The 21,021-nt window shown below is 57.2% G+C and carries 14 protein-coding genes; 7 read left to right on the top strand and 7 right to left on the bottom strand.

Annotated features, from left to right (window positions below; genetic code table 11):
- The first annotated feature begins 376 nt into the window (after positions 1-376).
- Positions 377-1,744: a DNA repair protein RadA gene (gene radA, locus FBY04_RS18440; protein ID WP_007946583.1), complete on the top strand. Its 1,368-nt coding sequence runs from the start codon at positions 377-379 to the stop codon at positions 1,742-1,744.
- Positions 1,745-1,845: 101 nt separating this feature from the next.
- On the opposite strand, the gene FBY04_RS18435 is transcribed toward radA, so the two are convergent.
- Positions 1,846-2,214 carry a PilZ domain-containing protein gene (locus FBY04_RS18435; RefSeq protein ID WP_145316067.1) on the bottom strand — a complete coding sequence of 123 codons (369 nt, stop codon included), beginning with the start codon at positions 2,212-2,214 and terminating at the stop codon, positions 1,846-1,848.
- A 159-nt stretch (positions 2,215-2,373) separates the two neighbouring features.
- Between FBY04_RS18435 and FBY04_RS18430 the strand changes: the two genes are divergently transcribed.
- From FBY04_RS18430 to yjiA, 3 genes are all read left to right on the top strand, one after another.
- The gene (locus tag FBY04_RS18430; RefSeq protein ID WP_084319541.1) at positions 2,374-4,440 is read left to right on the top strand and encodes a carbon starvation CstA family protein; all 2,067 of its coding nucleotides are present in this window, start codon (positions 2,374-2,376) and stop codon (positions 4,438-4,440) included.
- A gap of 14 nt (positions 4,441-4,454) precedes the next feature.
- Positions 4,455-4,652, top strand: a complete 198-nt coding sequence (locus FBY04_RS18425; RefSeq protein ID WP_007895266.1) for a YbdD/YjiX family protein — start codon at positions 4,455-4,457, stop codon at positions 4,650-4,652.
- Between the two features lie 161 nt (positions 4,653-4,813).
- Complete coding sequence (gene yjiA / locus FBY04_RS18415; protein ID WP_145316065.1) at positions 4,814-5,785, top strand: GTPase; 972 nt, start codon at positions 4,814-4,816, stop codon at positions 5,783-5,785.
- 121 nt (positions 5,786-5,906) lie between these two features.
- On the opposite strand, the gene FBY04_RS18410 is transcribed toward yjiA, so the two are convergent.
- Genes FBY04_RS18410 through FBY04_RS18400 form a run of 3 tightly spaced genes read right to left on the bottom strand, consistent with a single transcriptional unit; the run spans position 5,907 to position 8,693 of the window.
- On the bottom strand, positions 5,907-6,596 hold the full coding sequence (locus tag FBY04_RS18410; RefSeq protein WP_145316063.1) for a GntR family transcriptional regulator: 690 nt from the start codon (positions 6,594-6,596) through the stop codon (positions 5,907-5,909).
- 25 nt (positions 6,597-6,621) lie between these two features.
- Positions 6,622-7,326, bottom strand: coding sequence for a FadR/GntR family transcriptional regulator (locus tag FBY04_RS18405; RefSeq protein WP_084319536.1), 705 nt, complete (start codon positions 7,324-7,326; stop codon positions 6,622-6,624).
- A gap of 53 nt (positions 7,327-7,379) precedes the next feature.
- Positions 7,380-8,693, bottom strand: a complete 1,314-nt coding sequence (locus FBY04_RS18400; protein WP_084319533.1) for a C4-dicarboxylate transporter DctA — start codon at positions 8,691-8,693, stop codon at positions 7,380-7,382.
- An 856-nt stretch (positions 8,694-9,549) separates the two neighbouring features.
- Between FBY04_RS18400 and lanM the strand changes: the two genes are divergently transcribed.
- Positions 9,550-11,562: a type 2 lanthipeptide synthetase LanM gene (lanM, locus tag FBY04_RS18390; RefSeq protein WP_178118291.1), complete on the top strand. Its 2,013-nt coding sequence runs from the start codon at positions 9,550-9,552 to the stop codon at positions 11,560-11,562.
- Complete coding sequence (locus tag FBY04_RS18385) at positions 11,544-12,575, top strand: lanthionine synthetase LanC family protein (protein WP_145316057.1); 1,032 nt, start codon at positions 11,544-11,546, stop codon at positions 12,573-12,575. Before lanM ends, FBY04_RS18385 begins: the two co-directional genes overlap by 19 nt.
- A 129-nt stretch (positions 12,576-12,704) precedes the next feature.
- Here FBY04_RS18385 and FBY04_RS18380 read toward each other — a convergent pair whose 3' ends face one another.
- The 3 genes from FBY04_RS18380 to FBY04_RS18370 form a co-directional block, all read right to left on the bottom strand.
- Complete coding sequence (locus FBY04_RS18380) at positions 12,705-13,262, bottom strand: hypothetical protein (RefSeq protein ID WP_145316055.1); 558 nt, start codon at positions 13,260-13,262, stop codon at positions 12,705-12,707.
- A gap of 285 nt (positions 13,263-13,547) precedes the next feature.
- Positions 13,548-14,801, bottom strand: a complete 1,254-nt coding sequence (gene glyA / locus FBY04_RS18375) for a serine hydroxymethyltransferase (RefSeq protein WP_084319525.1) — start codon at positions 14,799-14,801, stop codon at positions 13,548-13,550.
- 222 nt (positions 14,802-15,023) lie between these two features.
- Positions 15,024-18,872, bottom strand: a complete 3,849-nt coding sequence (locus FBY04_RS18370) for a bifunctional diguanylate cyclase/phosphodiesterase (protein ID WP_145316052.1) — start codon at positions 18,870-18,872, stop codon at positions 15,024-15,026.
- A 285-nt stretch (positions 18,873-19,157) separates the two neighbouring features.
- On the opposite strand from FBY04_RS18370, the gene ettA reads away from it, so the two are divergent.
- Positions 19,158-20,822 (top strand): energy-dependent translational throttle protein EttA, encoded by a 1,665-nt coding sequence (gene ettA / locus FBY04_RS18365; protein ID WP_084319521.1) that lies wholly within the window; start codon positions 19,158-19,160, stop codon positions 20,820-20,822.
- Positions 20,823-21,021 lie beyond the last annotated feature (199 nt).

Raw genomic sequence — 21,021 nt, 5'->3', positions numbered from 1 at the left:
AGGAACAATTAGATCCGGGATCTTTTACATTGTTTGTTTGAATGTATAGGTCGTGGGGGATGGCAAGTTGTGCGCGCCATTATATTGCCAGTAATTTGATGTGTTTTGTTGAGCCCTGATTTATTGAAGTAATGTTGTACGTTCTCCTGTCCAGATATAAAAGGCTTGTACAGCTTTTGTTTTTTATTGATTGATCCGACCCAGATCTGGATTGGGCTGTCGATGCGCAAAGTTGTACAAATTCTGTGGGACTGTCACTCGAAGGTTACGTTTCCGATAATCGAATAATTGCTGCTGAAGTTTCTTTCATTGGGCAACAGCTTCGCGCCGATTCAGTCCAGCTGAGCTATCATCGCGTTTTTTGCCGGGAGTTCAGATGGCCAAGGCCAAACGCATGTACGGCTGCACCGAGTGCGGCTCAACGTTCCCCAAGTGGGCGGGCCAGTGCGGCGAGTGCGGAGCCTGGAACACCTTGACCGAAACCATGGTCGAGAGTGGCGGCGCTGCGGCCCCCAGCGGTCGCACCGGCTGGACCGGCCAACAGGCGCAGATCAAAACCCTGGCCGAAGTCAGTGTCGAAGAGATCCCGCGCTTTTCCACCGCCTCCAGCGAGCTGGATCGAGTCTTGGGCGGTGGTCTGGTGGACGGCTCGGTAGTGCTGATCGGCGGTGACCCCGGCATCGGCAAATCAACCATCCTGTTGCAAACCTTGTGCAACCTCGCCAAAAGCATGCCGGCGTTGTATGTCACCGGCGAAGAGTCCCAGCAACAGGTAGCCATGCGCGCCCGGCGCCTGGGATTACCGCAGGATCAACTGCGCGTCATGACCGAAACCTGCATCGAAACCATCATCGCCACTGCTCGGCTCGAAAAGCCCAAGGTCATGGTGATCGACTCGATCCAGACAATTTTCACCGAACAACTGCAATCGGCACCGGGCGGCGTGTCTCAGGTTCGGGAGAGCGCGGCATTGCTGGTGCGCTACGCCAAGCAGAGCGGCACGGCGATTTTCCTGGTCGGCCACGTGACGAAAGAGGGCGCATTGGCCGGGCCGCGAGTGCTTGAGCACATGGTCGACACCGTGTTGTATTTCGAGGGCGAATCCGATGGTCGTCTGCGCTTGCTGCGGGCAGTGAAAAATCGTTTCGGCGCGGTCAACGAACTGGGCGTGTTCGGCATGACCGACAAGGGCCTGAAGGAAGTCTCCAATCCGTCGGCGATTTTTCTGACGCGTGCTCAGGAGGAAGTACCGGGCAGTGTGGTCATGGCGACGTGGGAAGGGACTCGACCGATGCTGGTGGAAGTCCAGGCGTTGGTGGATGACAGCCATCTGGCCAACCCGCGCCGGGTCACGCTGGGCCTGGATCAGAATCGTCTGGCGATGTTGCTGGCGGTGTTACACCGTCATGGCGGCATTCCGACCCACGATCAGGACGTATTCCTCAACGTAGTGGGTGGCGTGAAGGTGTTGGAAACCGCTTCCGACCTGGCGTTGATGGCAGCGGTCATGTCCAGCTTGCGCAACCGGCCATTGCCCCATGATCTGCTGGTGTTCGGCGAAGTCGGTTTGTCTGGCGAGGTACGCCCGGTGCCGAGCGGTCAGGAACGTTTGAAAGAAGCCGCCAAGCACGGCTTCAAACGGGCCATCGTGCCCAAAGGCAATGCGCCGAAGGAAGCGCCACCAGGGTTGCAGATTATTGCCGTGACGCGCCTGGAGCAGGCACTCGACGCATTGTTCGAATAAATCCAATCCCTTTGTAGGAGCCGGCTTGCTGGCGACGGGCCTTGAGCCTTGTGTTGTGCTTAGTGCCACCTTCGCCAGCAAGCCGGCTCCTACAAGGGGGGTCATGCGTCTATAAGCGCGCCAAGCTCCCGCTCCAGCTCTTGCGGATCGCCGAGGTTGAGTTCAATCAACCGCCGCAGGCGCTCAATGGATTCCAGGCTGATGTGTTTGCAGACGAACCCCAGCTGGCCGTGGTCATCGTGGGTCAACATCACATCCATCTTGATCTCGACGTCTTCGTTCAAATGTATATCAACCAGGAAATGCCAGTCCGGATTACCCAGCCATGGCTCTGGCTTCTCGATCAGCAGTCCCTTGAGGGACAAGTCGATCAGCTTCACCGGCCAGATGAATTCTCCTTGGCTCAGCTCGGTTCGGGCATCGAACGCAATTCGTTTGAAACGGCGGCGATCGGCAGGGTGTTCGCTCATGGCGCAATCCTCTGAATGTTCGCTGAATATAGACCCGCATTGTCTAAGCCTGCCAGCCAGTGCAAGCGTCTCGACCAATGTCGGGGTATGGCCTTTGCCGTCAGGAGAGCTAAACTCGGGGTGGCTGTCTTTCTTGTCCACCCTGGCTGGAATCATAAAATGAAAAATAATAATAGCCTGGCACGCCATCTGCCCTGGCTGCTGCTGGCAATCGTAGGAGCGTGCGCCCTTGGCGTAGTGGCATTGCGCCGAGGCGAGGCGATCAATGCCTTGTGGATTGTGGTCGCTGCCGTGGCCATTTATCTGGTTGCGTACCGTTACTACAGTCTGTTCATCGCTAACCATGTGATGCAACTCGATTCGCGACGGGCCACCCCCGCCGTGCTCAACAACGATGGTCTGGACTACGTCCCCACCAACAAACACATCCTGTTCGGTCACCACTTCGCGGCCATCGCTGGCGCGGGCCCGCTGGTGGGTCCGGTCCTGGCGGCGCAGATGGGTTATCTGCCCGGCACGCTGTGGCTGATTGCCGGCGTGGTGCTGGCCGGTGCGGTTCAGGACTTCATGGTCCTGTTCATGTCCACCCGCCGCAACGGCCGTTCACTCGGTGACATGGTCCGTGAAGAAATGGGCCGCATCCCCGGCACCATCGCGCTGTTTGGCTGCTTCCTGATCATGATCATCATCCTCGCGGTGCTGGCGCTGATCGTGGTCAAAGCCCTGGCCGAAAGCCCATGGGGCATTTTCACGGTGATGGCGACCATCCCGATCGCGATGTTCATGGGCATTTACATGCGCTACATCCGCCCGGGCCGCATTGGCGAGATCTCCATCGTCGGCGTACTGTTGCTGCTGGGCTCGATCTGGCTCGGCGGGCAGATTGCCGCCGATCCGGTCTGGGCCAAGGCCTTCACCTTCACTGGCGTGCAGATTACCTGGATGCTGGTCGGTTACGGTTTCGTCGCCGCCTCGTTGCCGGTGTGGCTGATTCTGGCACCGCGTGACTACCTCTCCACGTTCCTGAAAATCGGCACCATCGTGGCGTTGGCGATCGGCATCCTGGTCACCATGCCCGAGCTGAAAATGCCGGCATTGACCCAGTTCGTCGATGGCACCGGCCCGGTGTGGAAGGGCGGTCTGTTCCCGTTCCTGTTCATCACCATCGCCTGTGGCGCGGTCTCGGGTTTCCACGCGCTGATCTCCTCCGGCACCACGCCGAAACTGCTGGATAACGAGGTCAACGCCCGTTACATCGGTTACGGCGCCATGTTGATGGAGTCCTTCGTGGCCATCATGGCGATGGTTGCCGCGTCGGTGATCGAGCCTGGTGTGTATTTCGCCATGAACAGTCCAGCGGCAGTCGTCGGTGGTGATGTGATGGCTGTGGCACAAACTGTCAGCAGCTGGGGCTTTGCAATTACCCCGGAAGCGCTGCAAGCGGTGGCCAAGGACATTGGTGAAACCACCATCCTGGCCCGTGCCGGTGGTGCACCGACCCTGGCGGTCGGTATCGCGCAGATCCTGCACAGTGTCCTGCCGGGTGAAAACACCATGGCGTTCTGGTACCACTTCGCGATCCTGTTCGAAGCGCTGTTCATCCTGACCGCGGTGGACGCCGGCACTCGTGCCGGACGCTTCATGCTCCAGGACTTGCTCGGCTCCTTCGTGCCGGCGCTGAAACGTACCGAATCCTGGGCCGCCAACCTGATCGCTACCGCCGGTTGTGTGGCGATGTGGGGCTGGTTGCTGTATCAGGGCGTGATCGATCCGCTGGGTGGCATCAACACCTTGTGGCCGCTGTTCGGTATCTCCAACCAGATGCTGGCCGGTATCGCGCTGATGCTCGGCACCGTCGTGCTGATCAAAATGAAACGCCAACGCTACGTCTGGGTGACCATGCTGCCGGCGGTCTGGCTGCTGATTTGCACCACCACTGCCGGCTTCATCAAGCTGTTCGACGCCAACCCGGCCATCGGTTTCCTGTCGCTGGCCAAAAAATACAGCGATGCGCTGGCCAACGGTCAGATCCTCGCCCCGGCCAAGGACATCACTCAAATGCAACACGTGATCTTCAACGCCTACACCAACGCAACGCTGACGGCGCTGTTCCTGTTCGTGGTCTTCAGTATCCTGTTCTACGCGCTCAAGGTCGGCATTGCCGCCTGGGGGCAAAAAGAGCGTACGGATAAAGAAGCGCCATTCCAGGCCTTGCCGGATGCTTGATCGAGGAATGCAGCATGTTCAATGACCTGAGTCGCCTCGGTAAATACCTCGGTCAGGCCGCGCGCCTGATGGTCGGCATGCCCGACTACGACAACTACGTCGAGCACATGCAGACCAAACACCCGGACAAACCGGTGATGAGCTATGAGATGTTCTTCCGGGAACGTCAGGAAGCCCGTTACGGTGGCAAGGGTGGGCCGAAGTGCTGTTGATGCAACAGCCGGCTTGATGCAATCCCTGTGGGAGCGGGCTTGCTTGCGAAAGCGGTGTGTCATTCAACATTAATGTCGACTGACACGACCTCTTCGCGAGCGAGCCCGCTCCCACATTTGTTTTGTGTTGATTTCTCATTTTGTGAAACAGGAGACTCCAGTTGTCCTCTCCCATTCCCGTCACGATCCTCAGCGGCTTCCTTGGCGCTGGCAAGACCACGCTGTTGCGCCACCTGCTCAAAGCCGAGCACGGCCTGAAAATCGCCGTGATCGAAAACGAATTCAGCGACGCCGGCATCGACACCCAACTGTTGGGTGATGAGCCGGTGCAAGTGATGACGCTGTCCAACGGCTGCGTCTGCTGCACGATCCACACCGACCTTACAAAGGCGCTGTACCTGCTGCTCGAACGCCTGGACAGCGGCGAAATCGCCTTCGACCGTCTGGTGATCGAGTGCACCGGCCTGGCCGATCCGGCCCCTGTGGCGCAAACCTTTTTCATCGACGAAGAACTGCGAGAGCGTTACATCCTCGACGGCATCATCACCTTGGTCGACGCGGCACATGCCGACACTCATCTGACCCAAACCATCGCCCAGGCGCAGATCGGTTTTGCCGACCGCCTGCTGGTGAGCAAGCGCGATCTGGTGGAAGAGCCTGCTTTCACCGCGCTAAGCGAACGCCTGACCCGGATCAACCGTCGCGCGCCCATCCGCGTGGTTGACCACGGCAAGATCGACCTGGCCGAATTGCTCGACGTGCGTGGTTTCAACCTCAATGCCGACCTCGGTGGCGGTGTGAGTTTGCGCCCGGTCAGCAAGGCGCCTTCCATCGACCGCATTTCCAGCCTGGTGCTGCGCACTGACAAGCCGCTGGATATCGACAGGCTCAGCGAGTTCATGAACGAACTGCTGGAAGATCATGGCAAGCAACTGCTGCGCTACAAAGGCGTGCTGAACATCCTTGGCGAACCGCGGCGCATGGTGTTTCAGGGTGTGCTGAAGCTGTACGGATTCGATTGGGATACGGAATGGGCGGACGGCGAGGCGCGGGAAAGCGTGATCGTGTTTATTGCCGATGATTTGCCGGAAGACAAGATTCGCGAGGGGTTCGCGCGGGTGGCGGCGGAGTAAGGCCTGACATCTTCAGCGAGCTCGATGCCGCCTTCGCGAGCAAGCCCGCTCCCACATTTAACCGAGTTCCTCCAGGGGGAATGCGGTCGAATGTGGGAGCGGGCTTGCTCGCGAAGACGATCTAACCAGCAATACGATTTTGGCGGGACATCGGTTGTGAGTTCAGTAAAACTGCCTCCAATTGATCCAAATGCTGACTGAGCAAATCCTCGGCGGTCACTGCATCCCCGCGCTCCACCGCATTCACAATTTTCTCGTGATTCTGCCAATCACAATAACCCTCCACCTGCACATCAAATTGCGCAATCGCCAGCGAAGTCAGCGGCACCAGGCTGTCCAAAAAATGCGCCAACGGTACATTCCCCGCCATTTCAGCCAACTGCAGATGAAACTCCCCGGCCAGCCGAGTCGCCGCGCCACGCGCCGTGCACAGGCGCTCGCTATCGATCAAGTTGCGCAAGTGTTTCAGATGCTGAGGATGGGGCTGCTGACAGGCCAGCCTCACGACGGTGGTCTCAGTCAGTCGCCGGGCATGCAGCGTCTGCCGAATCTGCTCGCTGTCGAGCACGGCGACGCGGGGGCGATGGTGAGTGCGCAGCACGATGACTTGCTGATGGGACAGTTGCGTCAACACGCCACGAATGTCACTGCGTCGAACGCCGAACATCTGCGCCAGGCTTTCTTCAGTGAAACGGCTGGTCCCATGGATGCGTTGCTCGAGAATGGCGTCGAAGACTCGCGAGTAGAGATCATCCGCCGGCGGAGAAAAGGGCAGGGCGACAAGAGTGTGCGGTGAGGCGAAGCTGTTCATGGCTTGTCTCCGGTTTCAATAGGTTTCAACTGCCGAGGTTGTCGTCCGGAATATTCAATTCGATGCCCATCCGCTTTCCTTCGCGAAGGATATGGCGGCGCATTTCGGCACTGGCCTGGGCGCTGTTCTTACTGCGAATCGCGCGCACCACGGCCTCGTTCTCTTCCAGACGCTCAGCCAGATGCTCGGGGGAGTTGCGCAGCACTTCGGCGCTTTGCTTGAGGGCATTGCTCGTCTGCTGTACCACGCTCTGGAAGATCGGGTTCGAGGTCAGGGTAAACAGCTCTTCGTGGAAGGCGATGTAGGCGTTTACGCCGGCCTCGCTGTCGTTGGCCTCCAGGGCTTCGCGCATGTCCATGAGGGTCAGGCGCAGTTGCCCGACTTCCTTGCTGCTGATGGACTGCGCAACCAGACCGACGATAAACGGCTCAAGGGTGTAGCGCAGTTGCAGCACGTCTTCCAGGCTTGCACCGGCCACCGCACTGTCGTGGCTTTGGCTGTCGCTGAGATTGGCGTCCAGCACCACCACGCCTTTGCCCGGCATTGAACGCACCAGCCCGAGGGTTTCCAGCACGATCACCGCTTCGCGCAGGCTCGGGCGGCTGATGCCCAGTTGTTCGGCCAGTTCACGCTGGCCCGGCAACATCTCGCCGGAGCGCCACTGGCCACGGGCCAAGGCGGCCCGGAGTTTTTCTACCACTGAATTGACGACGGTTGACGAGGTAATCACTGTTCGCTCCAAGTCGCGATAAATGTGCCTGCCCGCAGGCAGGCACACGTTGTTTAAAATTCCTGCTGATGCGCCGGGGCAACCGGTTTTCTCGGCTGGAAGGTATAACCGACCTGACCGGAAAGTACTTTGTTCGCCCGTTGGATATCGATGTCTTTTTCCCAGCGCGCGATGGCCACGGTGGCGACGCAGTTACCAATCAAATTGGTCAGCGCCCGACCGATGCCCATGAACCAGTCCACCGCCAACACCAGCACCAGGCCGACCACCGGAATCGCCGGAATCGCGGTCAGCGTCGCCGCCAGAATCACCAGCGCCGAGCCGGGAATCCCGTGGGCGCCTTTGGACGTGATCAATGACACCAGCAGAATCGTCAGCAAATCGGTCATGGCCAGCGGCGTGCCGGTGGCATTGGCGATGAAGACGATGGCAAGGGTCAGGTAGATCGAAAAACCGTCGAGATTGAACGAGTACCCGGTTGGAATCACCAGACCCACCGTCGAACTGCCAATGCCCAGGTGCTCGAGCTTGCGCATGATTTGAGGCAGCACGGCATCGGACGAGGCGGTGCCCATGACGATCAGCAATTCTTCGCGCAGGTATTTGAGCAAGGGCCACATCTTCAGGCCCGAAAGGCGCATCACCAGGCCGAGAATCAATGTCACAAACGCCACACAGGTCAGATAAAACAGGCCGACCAGGCTGCCCAGGTGCTGCAGCGAGTCCAGGCCATATTTGCTGGTAGTGAAGGCAATTGCGCCGAACACACCGATCGGCGCCAGACGCACGATCATGCCCATGATGCGGAAGATCACGTGGCTCAGTTCATTGATCAGTCGGGAAATGCCTGACGCTGCTTCGCCCACCAGGTTGAGTGCACTGCCGAACAGCACTGAAAACAGCAGCACTTGCAGAATGTTGTTCTCCGCGAAGGCGCCGATGACCGAGGTCGGTATCAGGTTCATCAGGAACTGGGAGGTGGTTTGCATGTGCTGGCCGCGCTGGGCGATGTCGCCCATGTCGGCAGCGGAAAGCTGCTCCAGATGAATGTTCGCGCCGCTGCCGATACCGGTGGTGAACGCTAACACCAGGCCAATCACCAGGGCGATGGTGGTCAGGATTTCAAAGTAGATCACCGATTTCAGGCCGATCCGCCCGACCTTCTTCAGGTCGCCGGCACCGCTGATGCCGCTGACCACCACGCAGAACACGATCAGACCAATGAGCATCTTGATCAGCTTGATGAAGCCGTCACCGAGCGGTTTGAGCTGGGCGGAATATTCGGGAAGGGTCAGCCCGCAGACGATGCCGAGCACCAGTCCGAGAACCACTTGAAGGAAGATTGAACGCGAGCACCATCTGAGCATGGGAGGAATCCTGGTCGGTGTCCTGGCTGCCGTGCGCGGGGCGCATCGGATTCAGGACTTAATTATTGTGGTCTTACCGGTATGTCCAGTGCAGGCGCAGTCTACGCTGGGATTTTTTGGGAATACAAGAGGAAATCGAGAAATTGGCATGACCGGTCTGACCAGTGGTTGGCCAGCGGAATTGGGTTTTTCAGCGATGGTGACCAAGGACCGATGCAACGCTCACAGGAATATCGTCAACAGTCGGCGTCAAAAATGGGCGGTGATGAGTGTTCATGGGCATAAGGTTGTAAATGGATATTAAGCTGAACGTTCCAACGTTTTGATTGAGCCAGGTGTTATGGCACCAAGCGATTACCAATTCAGGTTTTTGTAATATCAGGAAAGTAATCCAGGGACAGGTTTTATTGGCTTGGACGGCTGGCAGCGCGTCTGAGTTTTACAAGGTGTTAAGAGGGTGGATATCTAAGTTGTTTATTGTGGTTGTGGTGGGGGCTCGGTCAGTAAGAAGGTTGTAAGCATTTCGTTTCATTTAAAGAGAGATGATTGTGGCTAGTAGATGGTAATTTCGATTTTCGCCACCTAAGGCGAATAATTATTTTATCAGGAGATACTACATGCAAGAGCTAATTTTGGATCTGTCCGGTGAGTTTGGTGCGGATTTCCAGTCTTATGTGAGTTCTGGTAACGCTATTGTTGCAGCTGAAGTAGGTTGTGACACTACTCTGAGTTGCTCGACCCTGTCATGCACCGCACTCGGCTGCTGCCTCCCGTAATAATTCAAGGCGGGCTCTGGCCCGCCTTGTTTCCCAACAAGAGTCAGGTTTGCCTGTCTTCTGAATGTCGAGTGAACATCATGAACGCAGCAAAGGCGCAAGAATATGACGCACTGAGCAAAATGATCGATGTTTTACACAATGATGATAAAGCTGTTCGGTATTACTTTGGTGTCGATCGTAAGACGTTGCTGGAAGAATATCGAGATACATTGTCTTCTGGCAAAGAAAAAGATGCACCAATAAGTGGCGCGTTCGAAGCGCAAGTTGAAAAGATTCTTTCATTGCTGCTGAAGAGTGATGCCGAAAAAGTCGTGTTCGGCAAATTTTATGCTCGTTGGTATGATTTATTGAAACATGTTTTTGAAAGTGATCTTAAATACAAAGACATGTGTGAATGGATTGATGTGGAAGTGTTTCTGCCTGCCATTCGCTCTCATTTGACTTTACTGGTTAAAAGTCTGGCAGAGAAATCGCTGGTTCATCATCTGAATAGCCGGTTAGCTGACGGCGCTGATCTGGATCTGGACACTTTTGATCAGGAACTGGCAGGCGAGGGGCTGGCACATTTCCTGGCATCGTATCCGGTGCTGACGCGGTTGCTGGTAGAACGGATCGAAGATACGTCGGCGTACCTGTACAAAATCCTCACATGTTTTGCCGAGGACTTTCAACAGCTCAAGAGCACTTTTGCCTTGTCCGACAGGCGTGTTAGGGCGATCTCCCTGGGGCTAGGAGATGCTCATGCCAACGGCGAAACCGTCTGTTGCGTGCGGGTTGGTAGTCATGAACTGATTTTCAAGCCAAGAAACAATCGTGAAGCGTTGTTTTACAGTGCTTTGCTCGAGCAATTGCGCACGGAGACGGGCAACAGCTGCTTCGCCGTCTACGCGCCTCTGATGGTTTCTTTGGATGATCATTGCTGGATTGAAAAAATAGAAAACGTCCCGTGTGCAGCGGATAGCGACTTACCGCTCTTTTTTCAGCGTCTTGGGGCACAGGTGGCAGTGATCCACGCCTTGAACGGCATCGACTTCCATTATGAAAATATCATCGCCTGTGGCAGCAGTCCGGTAATGATCGATCTGGAGTGCCTGTTCACTCCGGCCATGGTTGATTTAAAGGTTGATGTGCCTCATGGCCGGGCGCTTTTCAAGGTCATCAAGCTCAACAGCCAGTCGGTGTTTACAACAGGTTTTGTGCCTAATTCTGCACGCTCGGAGAATGACCAAAGTGGCTTGAGTCGGCAGCGGCAGTTCGTCGCCATCAGAAAAATGCTTGTGCTTGAGGATGGGTTTTATTGCTTGAAGCCGCATGAAGTCGACAACCGCCCGATGATGCGGCACCTGCCCGTTTTTGCAGGCGAGACGCGTTCGGTCACTGATTACAGAGACGCATTTTTCTCCGGTTTCGAGCTTGGTTACGATGAAATCGTCAAGCGTCGAGATGCCATTCTCGAATTACTGGAAAGGCATGCCCAAGGGTTGAAGTCCCGGGTACTGATCAAAAGTACCCAGCGCTACGCTGACTTTATCGCAATGATGACTCACCCCCGGTTTACCCAATGTCAGCTGAAGCATGACTTGCTGTTGGCGACCTTGTGGTCCGATATCGGCGATACGCTTAATGAATACGACATTCCCAGGCACGAGATCAATGAGCTGAAGAAGGCCAATTTTCCTTGTTTCACTCAATCCTTGCTGTCTGACCATTTGCTCAACGCCCACGGACAGACCGTTGCTCTTTTGCCGATTGAACGCCCCTTTGAGAGTTGCCGGCGCAAGTTGGAAATGCTGTCGCCCAAAGACAAGGCGTTCCAGATTCAGATACTGCAGGCGTGTCTGTTGCCCGGAGCCAGCGAACCACTTAATCGAAGCCATCATCTTGTAGCTGTGCCCGATCTTGGCCGCGCGCAGTACCTCGACGGCGCCATGCGCATTGCCGAAATCATTGAAAAATGCCGAATGGAAGGCGAGGACGGCGATGTTGGCTGGACGTTCATGGATACGCATCCACACACCAGACGCAATTTCATAACGCACATGGGCAATAGTTTGTACAACGGAATGGGGGGCTGGCGATTTTCTACCTGAGTCTGTTCCGGGTCAGTGGAGCGACGCATTACCGGGATGAGGCCGAGCGAATCCTGCTTACGATCAATCAATCCCGAGAGCATTTTCCAAACAAGCTGGCAGTCAGTGCGTATTTCGGTCTGACATCCTACCTCTACGTGCTGGTCAATTATGAGTTGATAACTGGCCGCAAGACCTATCAGGCAACCGTCGAAGAACTGTTGTTGAAACTGATGGACTTTCCACGTGAAGGCGATGAATTCGATTTCATTCAAGGTTGGTGTGGCGCCCTGACCGTTCTGGTGAATCTCTATCAGCTCGAAGAACGTGAAGGAGTGCGCTCCCTGATTGAAAAGCTCTCGCATGCCATTCAATCGGCACTGACACTGGACAACGGAACATTGTGGCTCCACTCAACGGGTAAACCGCTGTGGACGGGCTTTTCTCATGGTATTTCCGGGGTATTGCAGGCAATGGGCAAGGCTTGGAGCGTCACGAAAGATCCGTTGCTCGCAGAGTTGATCACCCAGTGGTTGCAGGCAGAAAACCGCCTCACGGTCGATGGTTTCTGGCTTGATCTGAGGGAAAACGCACAATCTGCGTGCGCGACAAAGTGGTGCCATGGCGACGGCGGTATTCTCCTTTCCCGAAGCGGGTTGACGCAGACGATGAGTGAAGCGCTGGGCGCCGCCACCCACGCTGAACTCGAGCAGGATGCCGAGCGATGCGAACGCCATCTCTGGGAGCAAAGCCTCGGTTCCGGGTACAGCCTGTGTCATGGTGATTTCGGCAATTTGATGTGCTTGCTGAAGTTCTATCGCGACACAAACAATGAGCAGGGCATCGCAAAGGTAAAGTGTGCGCTCTCCCAAGTGGCTCATAATTTCTTCAATGAAGATTTTCTGGATGAACACACCATTCCCGACCTGGGCATGATGCTCGGGATCACGGGCGTCGGTCAGGCTCTGTTGCACGCCGTGGATGCCGGTTTGCCGGATGTGTTAGCGCTCGACTTCGCGCGATCGACTGACTGACCTGCGCAGGTACTGCAAAAAAACCGGCCATCATTGGTCGGTTTTTTTTGCTGTCTTATGGATTGATTCAGTCGCGGTCTGCGATTAAACCGCTACTGATCATAAACAACGGAGTCCGGCTGGATACGATCAATGGCCATTGGGAGTGTATCGTGTAGTGATGTTGATCTTGAAGGTCGCAAGTTCTCCGCCCCGGTTGGGATAGTCAGTAATCACTTGCAAGCCTGGCTCATCGCCGTAAGTGCAAACAGGTCGTTCCTGAGGACCGCTATACAGTAAAAACTCATGTTCATTTGATTCTGACAGGTCAGTCATTTTAAGGCTTTTGCCGTTAGCATTCTTGAGACGGAAAAAAGTAGGCGCCCCGCCGTCATGTACAGTCCAGTTACGCAGCGATCCTTCCATACTTAATGTGTCTCTGTAGTTTCCATCCCTGCCTTTAATCTTGATGATGTAGACACCATTGATATAAGCAAAGAAAAACGACTCCTCGGGATTCATCGAATAATCGCTGAATGTAATGAGGTTGTGCGTGCTTTTGAGCTCTTCCTGGTGGAGCTGACGTAGTTCTTCGCTGGTTCGCGGGTCGTCTATCTTTTTTTGCAGTATCTTTTGTGCTGTCGATACAGCTTTGTCGTTGATTTTGAGTGTCGCGGTGAACGATTGTTGCGGATCTGGGTTGCTCATTGTCTGTTTTACTTCCATGTAATGTAATAAATATTTATAGGGTCTGTTGTCCTTGAGCTGGAAAAGTGGCTCAGGGGTTTGCAAGTGTTGTAAGTTTTACGGCTTTCGTTTAAATACACTAGCAGGTAAGTTGTTGGTTGAGTGCTGTGTTGTTGTTTCAAAGTTTATATGGGCGATAACTGTCTATAAGGTCTGACGTTTAATGGAGGGCGATGTACTTTCTGGTAGACGAAAAAAAACCGGCACACGTGCCGGTTTTTTTTAACTGCGGTTTAACAGGGCTGTTTAAGCACCGTACACCGGCAGCTTCTTGCAGATGGCTTTGACCTTCTCACGAACGGCGTCGATCACCGCTTCGTTGTTCAGATCAGCCAGGATGTCGCAGATCCAGCCGGCCAGTTCTTTGCACTCTGCTTCCTTGAAGCCGCGAGTGGTCACAGCCGGAGTGCCGAAGCGCAGGCCGGAGGTGACGAACGGGGAGCGTGGATCGTTTGGCACGGAGTTCTTGTTCACGGTGATGAATGCTTTGCCCAGAGCGGCGTCAGCGTCTTTACCGGAGATTTCCTGCTTGATCAGCGACAGCAGGAACAGGTGGTTTTCAGTACCGCCGGAAACCACGTCGAAACCGCGCTCGATGAATACGCTGGCCATGGCCTGGGCGTTTTTCACCACTTGTTGCTGGTAAGCCTTGAACTCAGGCTGCAGCGCTTCCTTGAAGCAGATCGCTTTAGCAGCGATCACGTGCTCCAGCGGGCCACCCTGGGCGCCCGGGAATACCGCGGAGTTCAGCTTCTTCTCGATGTCGGCGTTGGCGCGAGCCAGGATCAAACCGCCACGTGGACCGCGCAGGGTCTTGTGAGTGGTGGTGGTCACGACGTCAGCGAATGGTACCGGGTTCGGGTAGACGCCAGCGGCGACCAGACCGGCCACGTGGGCCATGTCGACGAACAGGTAGGCGCCAACCTTGTCAGCGATTTCGCGGAAGCGCGGGAAATCCAGGATCTGCGAGTAGGCAGAGAAACCGGCCACGATCATTTTCGGCTTGTGCTCAACGGCCAGGCGCTCGACTTCGTCGTAGTCGATCAGGCCATTTCCGTCGATGCCGTACTGAATGGCGTTGTACAGCTTGCCGGAGGAGGAAACGCTGGCACCGTGGGTCAGGTGACCACCGTGAGCCAGGCTCATGCCCAGGATGGTGTCGCCCGCTTGCAGCAGGGCCAGGTAAACGGCGCTGTTGGCTTGTGAGCCGGCGTGCGGCTGAACGTTGGCGTAATCGGCGCCGAACAGTTCTTTGGCGCGGTCGATGGCCAGTTGCTCAACGATATCGACGAACTCGCAACCACCGTAGTAGCGCTTGCCCGGGTAGCCTTCGGCGTATTTGTTGGTCAGTACCGAGCCTTGAGCTTCCATCACCGCAGGGCTGGTGTAGTTTTCCGAAGCGATCAGCTCAATGTGCTCTTCCTGGCGCTGAGCTTCTTGCTCCATGGCGGCAAAGAGATCGGCGTCGTACTTGGCAATAGTCAAATCACGGCTGAACATGGCGGTCCTCAAGGATCGGGGGCAGAAAAGGGGGGCATTCTAACCCAATGGGTTTTAGATGGCATATGAAAGGACATCATGTCGCAGACAAGTGGTGTTCATGCGGGGATTGGCGGTGATTGTGCAGGCCTCATCGCCAGCAAGCCGGCTCCTACAGTTGGAATGCGATCCCCTGTGGGAGCGGGCTTGCCCGCGAAGGGGCCATCTGCAGCACTACAAATTTCAGTCGAACATGAACAACGCATCATTACTGAACTGCGCTTCAAATCGCCCCGCCGGCATCGGACGCCCGAACAGATACCCCTGAACCTCGTCGCAACCATGCTCACGCAGGAAGTCGAGCTGCTCATGGGTTTCCACGCCTTCAGCAATCACCGCCAGATTGAGGCTGTGCGCCATGGCGATGATCGCTCGGGCAATCTGCGCATCCTGCTCGCCTGACGGCAATCCGTCGACAAAGGTCCGGTCGATTTTCAGCACGTCGATCGGGAACTGCTTGAGGTAGTTGAGCGACGAATAACCGGTGCCGAAGTCGTCGACCGCAATACTCAGCCCGAGGTTCTTCAGCCCGGCCAGAATCTGCATCGCCTCGCTGACTTCGCGCATCAGGATACTTTCGGTCAGTTCCAGCTCAAGGCATGCCGGCGGCAGGCCGGTTTCCTTGAGGATGGTGGCGATCCGCGTGCCGAGCTGGCCGTCGGAGAACTGTCGTGCGGAAATGTTCACCGACACCTTCGGCACCCGCACCTTGGCCTGATGCCAGGTCTTGAGCTGACGGCACGCCTCGCTGATCACCCAGTCGCCGACGTCCACCACGAGACCCAGCTCTTCGAGCACCGGAATGAAATCCCCAGGCGGTACCAGGCCACGGCGCGGATGACGCCAGCGCAGCAAGGCTTCGGCGCCGGTCAGGCGTTTGCCGTCGCCGCTGAATTGCGGCTGGTAGTACAGAACGAATTCGTTTTGCTCCAGGGCGTGGCGCAAGTCGCTTTCCAGCTCCAGGCGCTCCAGGGCGCTGGCGTTCATGTCCGCCTGATAGAACTGGAAGTTGTTCTTGCCGCGCTCCTTGGCGTGGTACATCGCGGTGTCGGCGTTCTTCATCAACTGACTGAGTTCGTTACCGTCCTGCGGACTCAGGGCGATGCCGATACTGGCGGTGACGAAAAACTCGCGGCCTTCGAGCACGAACGGTTTCACCAGGCTGGCGAGGATCTGCTCCGCCACGTGAATCGCCCGGTTCAGAGCGATTTCCCGGTTGATGCGCGGTTGCAGCAGCAAGGTGAATTCGTCGCCGCCCATGCGTGCCACGGTGTCGTCGTCATCGACGCAACCGAGCAGGCGCGTGGCCATTTCCTTGAGCATGCGATCGCCGGCGGCGTGGCCCAGGGAGTCGTTGATCGGTTTGAAACGGTCCAGGTCGAGGAACATCAGCACCACCCAGGACTTCTGCCGTTCCGCCGATTGCAGCGCGGTGTGCAGGCGATCCTGGAACAGCGTGCGGTTGGGCAAGTGGGTCAGGGCGTCGTAATAGGCGAGACGGTGAATCCGTTGTTCGCTGGCCTTGCGCTCGCTGATGTCGCTGAAGAAGCACACGTAACTGGCCAGGTCACCTTCGTCGTCGAGCACCGCCGTGATGCCGACCCACGCCGGGTAATGCTCGCCATTGCGGCGCTTGAGCCAGACTTCGCCTTCCCAGGTGCTGTGCTGATTCAGTTGCTTGAGCACATAGCGCAGATGCGCTTCCTGCTGCTCGTCGACGGTCAGCATGTTCGGCAACTGGTCGAGCACTTGCTCCACCGCATAACCGCTCACGCGACTGAACGCTTCGTTGGCCTGGACGATGTAGCCCGCCGGGTCGGTGATCAGGATCGCCGAGGTCGAGTGTTCGAATACCGTGGCCGCCATGCGCAGGTCTTTTTCGGCGCGGCGCTGCTGGCTGATGTCGCGACCGACACCGAGCACGCCTTCGAAGGCGCCGTGTTCATCCCAGACCAGCACCAGACGCAGCTCGATCGGAATCTTGCGCCCGTCGGCCCGCAGGCAATCGAACAGGAACAGCTGGGTTTGCACCTGACTGCGCAGCAGCGCCAGTTGGTCGGGTTTATCCAGCGCTTTGCTGACGCGGTCCATCAGGCTGTAAATGCCGGACAATTGCTGAGGGTTGGCAATGGTCGTCTGCCAGCCGTTCTGGAAGATCCAGTCGGTGTCGTAACCCAGCACGGCCTGCACCGACGGGCTGACGTAGTTGAGCGAGAGCCTGCTGTCGGTGGAGAAGATCACGTCGCTGATGCTTTCGGCGAGCATCCGGTAACGCTGCTCGCTGTCGCGCAGGGACTCGCTGGCCTCGATCTGTTCGGTGATGTCCTTGGCCACACCGATGATCCGCGTGACCTGGTCATGCTTGTCCCGCGCCAGCGCCTGCTCACGAATGTCGAAGCGCCGCCAGTTGCCGTCCCGGTGACGGAAGCGCAGCTGGCATTGCAGCAATTGGGTGTAGCCCGCGTGACGCTGGGTCTGGCGTGAACGATGGTAGTGGTCGGCATCTTCGGGGTGCAGAAGGATTTCCCAGAAGTACTCGCCCATCTGGTGCAGCTCGGTGCGGTTGTAGCCGAGTGTCTGGCCCAGGTGGTGGTTGCTGAAGATCATGCGCTGGCTGATCACGTCCTGCACGTAGAGGTGATCCGGCACCGTGCGCACCACATCGGACCAGAAGCCTTCACGCTCGAGCAGCGACAGTTCGATGAGTTTGCGGCTGGTGATGTCGCTGATGCTCAGGATCACCGCTTTATAGTCGTCCTGGTTTTCCGGCAGGCGCAGCACCAGCCACAGGTGCTGGTCACGGCCAGTGGCGTCCGGGAGTTTTATCTCCAGCTCAAGCTGTTTCTGCTGGTTGATCATCGCGTCGAGCACTTGATTGCCGATGGCGGTGCCTTCCAGCGGGTTGCCCTCGATCAGCAATTTCCAGGCGTGTTCGCAGGTGTTGACGTTGAGCAGTTGCAGGGCAACCTGGTTGACCTCGGTGATGCGCAGTTCCTGCAGCAATTGATGCCGTTGTTCCGCTGATTCCAGCCAGCCGCGCAGTTGTTCGCTGTTGTGCAACCGGGCTTTGTCGAGCGCAGGCTTGAGTCCCGACACGTCCAGGACACACAGCGCCACGCCGGTACCTTCGAAAATATCCTTGTAGCGTCGACGACCTTCAGTCACCTGGCGCTGACGGCGGCGCATGTTCAGCAGGGCAATCAGCGGCAGCAGGGAGAGCGCCAGTCCCAACAGGCATTTGCCGATGAACGCCGGCAACAGTTCTTCAATCACGCGCTTGCGATCGAACAAACCGCGCAATTGCCAGTCGCTGCTGCTCAGCGGAACCGTCAGCACGCTGTTGGCCACATCGTCTTCGGTCAGTTCGCCCGGCTTGGCCAGGGGCTGCGATTCATCGCGGCTGATGACCTGGTGATTGAAACGGTTTTCCACCAGCCACAGTGGGCGGATTCCGGTTTCGTTCTGTTTGGTCAGTGACGAGAAAAAGGTCGGTTTCAGGCGCAGGGCCCAGTAGCCACGAGTGCTGCCGCTGGCCTGATGCAGCAGCAGGTGCACCATCGAGCCGTTATCGGCGTTGCTGAAATAGTGGGCCTGGCGTCGGCTGTGACGGACCAGCTCGGAGAGGTAGTCGGCGTCCTCGCTGTCGGCGGCGCTGTCCGTGAGGATTTTGCCGGAGGGACTCAACAACGCGAGGCTGAGCAGGTCGGGCAGGGATTTTTGCAGTTTGCGAAGCAACTCCTGCTGTTCGTCGGCGCTTTGTGGCTGTTCGACGATCGGTAGCAGGTTGAGGGCGATCTGCGCGTTGAGCGACATGTTCAGACTGACTTGCGCGGCCAGATCGGCGGTGTAGTCGATGGTGTACTGACGCTGGTTTTTCTGGGTTTCATGCAGCTGATCCAGCAGTTGCCAGAACAGCAGGGCGAGCAGCATCAGCACGAGTGTCGCCAGCGCACCCTTTAAGGTTCCGCGCAGGGGGGCGCCAGGCGCGACAGTCGGCGCACGGGGGATCAGGGGCGGAGTGACATTGGACAAACTGTAATCCTGCGGTTTGGCTGGACTGGCGCGACGTGCACTATAAGCCGGACGCCCGGAGGGCGGCTAGCATGCCTTGAGTTGTGGCAAAGTGCCAGACCCTCCCGGCTGGACTGCCTCTCGTCATTCAGGTAGCTTTGCCGGTTACGCGGGAGCGTTCCAGCTCCTAGAATCAGGCTTTTTCAGCGCGCACATATTGATAGCTTTCAATCGGGCGACGCGCACGGCCTGGCCAGGCATCGCCTGCGCCCTAATCATTCATCTGTCACTGACCCAAGGTTCTCCATGGCTCAATACGTCTTCACCATGCATCGGCTGGGCAAAGTTGTTCCGCCGAAGCGGGAAATCCTGAAAAACATTTCGCTGTCCTTCTTCCCCGGCGCCAAGATCGGCGTGCTCGGCCTCAACGGTTCGGGTAAATCCACGTTGCTGAAAATCATGGCTGGCGTCGACACCGAGTTCGAAGGTGAAGCCCGTCCGATGCCGGAGCTGAACATCGGCTACCTGCCGCAAGAGCCGATCCTGGACCCGACCAAAACCGTGCGTGAAGTGGTCGAGGAAGCGGTCAGCGTGATCAAGAACGCCCAGGCGCGCCTGGACGAGGTCTACGCGGCTTACGCTGAAGAAGATGCCGACTTCGACAAACTGGCAGCCGAACAGGCCAAGCTCGAAGCCATCCTGCAAGCCAGCGACGGTCACAACCTGGACCGCCAACTGGAAGTCGCCGCCGATGCGCTGCGTCTGCCGGCGTGGGACGCCAAGGTCGAATTCCTTTCCGGTGGTGAAAAGCGTCGTGTGGCCCTGTGCCGCCTGCTGCTGTCCGCCCCCGACATGCTGCTGCTCGACGAACCGACCAACCACCTGGACGCCGACTCCGTCGCCTGGCTGGAACACTTCCTTCACGACTTCCCGGGCACCGTCGTTGCGATCACGCACGACCGTTACTTCCTGGACAACGTCGCCGGCTGGATTCTGGAACTTGACCGCGGCGCGGGCATTCCTTACGAGGGCAACTATTCGGGTTGGCTCGAAGCCAAGTCCGATCGTCTGGCTGCCGAATCCAAGCAGCAGTCGGCCCACGAAAAAGCCATGAAGGAAGAACTGGAGTGGGTGCGCAAAGGCGCCAAGGCCCGCCAGTCCAAATCCAAGGCTCGTCTGCAACGCTTCGAAGAAATGCAATCGCAGGAATTCCAGAAGCGCAGTGAAACCAACGAGATCTACATCCCGGCCGGTCCGCGCCTGGGTGACAAGGTCATCGAGTTCAAGAACGTCACCAAGGGCTACGGCGATCGCGTGTTGATCGACAACCTGTCGTTCTCGATGCCGAAAGGCGCCATCGTTGGCGTGATCGGCGGTAACGGCGCGGGTAAATCCACGCTGTTCCGTATGCTGATGGGCAAGGAAACTCCGGATTCGGGCACCATCGAAGTCGGCGAAACCGTGCAACTGGCGTGCGTCGACCAGAGCCGTGAAGACCTGGACGGCAGCAAGACCGTGTTCCAGCAAATCTCCGACGGTTCGGATCAGATCCGCATCGGCAACTACGAGATTCCGTCGCGTACTTACGTCGGTCGCTTCAACTTCAAGGGCGGCGATCAGCAGAAGTTCGTCAAGGACCTGTCCGGTGGTGAGCGCGGTCGCTTGCACCTGGCCCTGACCCTGAAGGAGGGCGGCAACGTCCTGCTGCTCGACGAACCGTCCAACGACCTCGACGTTGAAACCCTGCGTTCCCTGGAAGAAGCCCTGCTGGATTTCCCGGGCGCCGCCATTGTGATCTCTCACGATCGGTGGTTCCTTGACCGCGTCGCGACCCACATCCTGGCGTACGAAGACGACTCGCAAGCGGTGTTCTTCGAAGGCAACTACACCGAGTACGAAGCCGATCGCAAAAAACGCCTCGGCGAAGCGGCTGCCCAGCCGCATCGTGTACGGCACAAGAAACTGGCCTGATTCCAGGTTGGTTGCATGAAAAAACGGAGCCTTCGGGGCTCCGTTTTTTTTTGGTCTTTTGGTGGCGCCGCGGTGCGACATTTCGCGAGCTGCCCCCACATTATTTGATTTTCAGTGGACTGCGGATTCGTGACCACCACAGATCACATGTGGGAGCGGGCTTGCTCGAAGAGGCGAAATCCATGACGGTGCACTATTC

Source organism: Pseudomonas sp. SJZ080 (assembly GCF_007828295.1).
Classification (GTDB): Bacteria; Pseudomonadota; Gammaproteobacteria; order Pseudomonadales; family Pseudomonadaceae; genus Aquipseudomonas; species Aquipseudomonas migulae_A.
This window is presented reverse-complemented; position numbering and strand designations above follow the sequence as displayed.

What these genes read in the sequence shown, in the direction of transcription:
- lanM (WP_178118291.1), top strand. Translation starts at nt 9,550, where the DNA reads ATGAACGCAGCAAAGGCGCAAGAATATGACGCACTGAGCAAAATGATC.
- FBY04_RS18435 (WP_145316067.1), bottom strand. Translation starts at nt 2,214, where the DNA reads ATGAGCGAACACCCTGCCGATCGCCGCCGTTTCAAACGAATTGCGTTC.
- ettA (WP_084319521.1), top strand. Translation starts at nt 19,158, where the DNA reads ATGGCTCAATACGTCTTCACCATGCATCGGCTGGGCAAAGTTGTTCCG.
- FBY04_RS18380 (WP_145316055.1), bottom strand. Translation starts at nt 13,262, where the DNA reads ATGAGCAACCCAGATCCGCAACAATCGTTCACCGCGACACTCAAAATC.
- FBY04_RS18430 (WP_084319541.1), top strand. Translation starts at nt 2,374, where the DNA reads ATGAAAAATAATAATAGCCTGGCACGCCATCTGCCCTGGCTGCTGCTG.
- glyA (WP_084319525.1), bottom strand. Translation starts at nt 14,801, where the DNA reads ATGTTCAGCCGTGATTTGACTATTGCCAAGTACGACGCCGATCTCTTT.
- radA (WP_007946583.1), top strand. Translation starts at nt 377, where the DNA reads ATGGCCAAGGCCAAACGCATGTACGGCTGCACCGAGTGCGGCTCAACG.
- FBY04_RS18410 (WP_145316063.1), bottom strand. Translation starts at nt 6,596, where the DNA reads ATGAACAGCTTCGCCTCACCGCACACTCTTGTCGCCCTGCCCTTTTCT.
- FBY04_RS18400 (WP_084319533.1), bottom strand. Translation starts at nt 8,693, where the DNA reads ATGCTCAGATGGTGCTCGCGTTCAATCTTCCTTCAAGTGGTTCTCGGA.
- FBY04_RS18425 (WP_007895266.1), top strand. Translation starts at nt 4,455, where the DNA reads ATGTTCAATGACCTGAGTCGCCTCGGTAAATACCTCGGTCAGGCCGCG.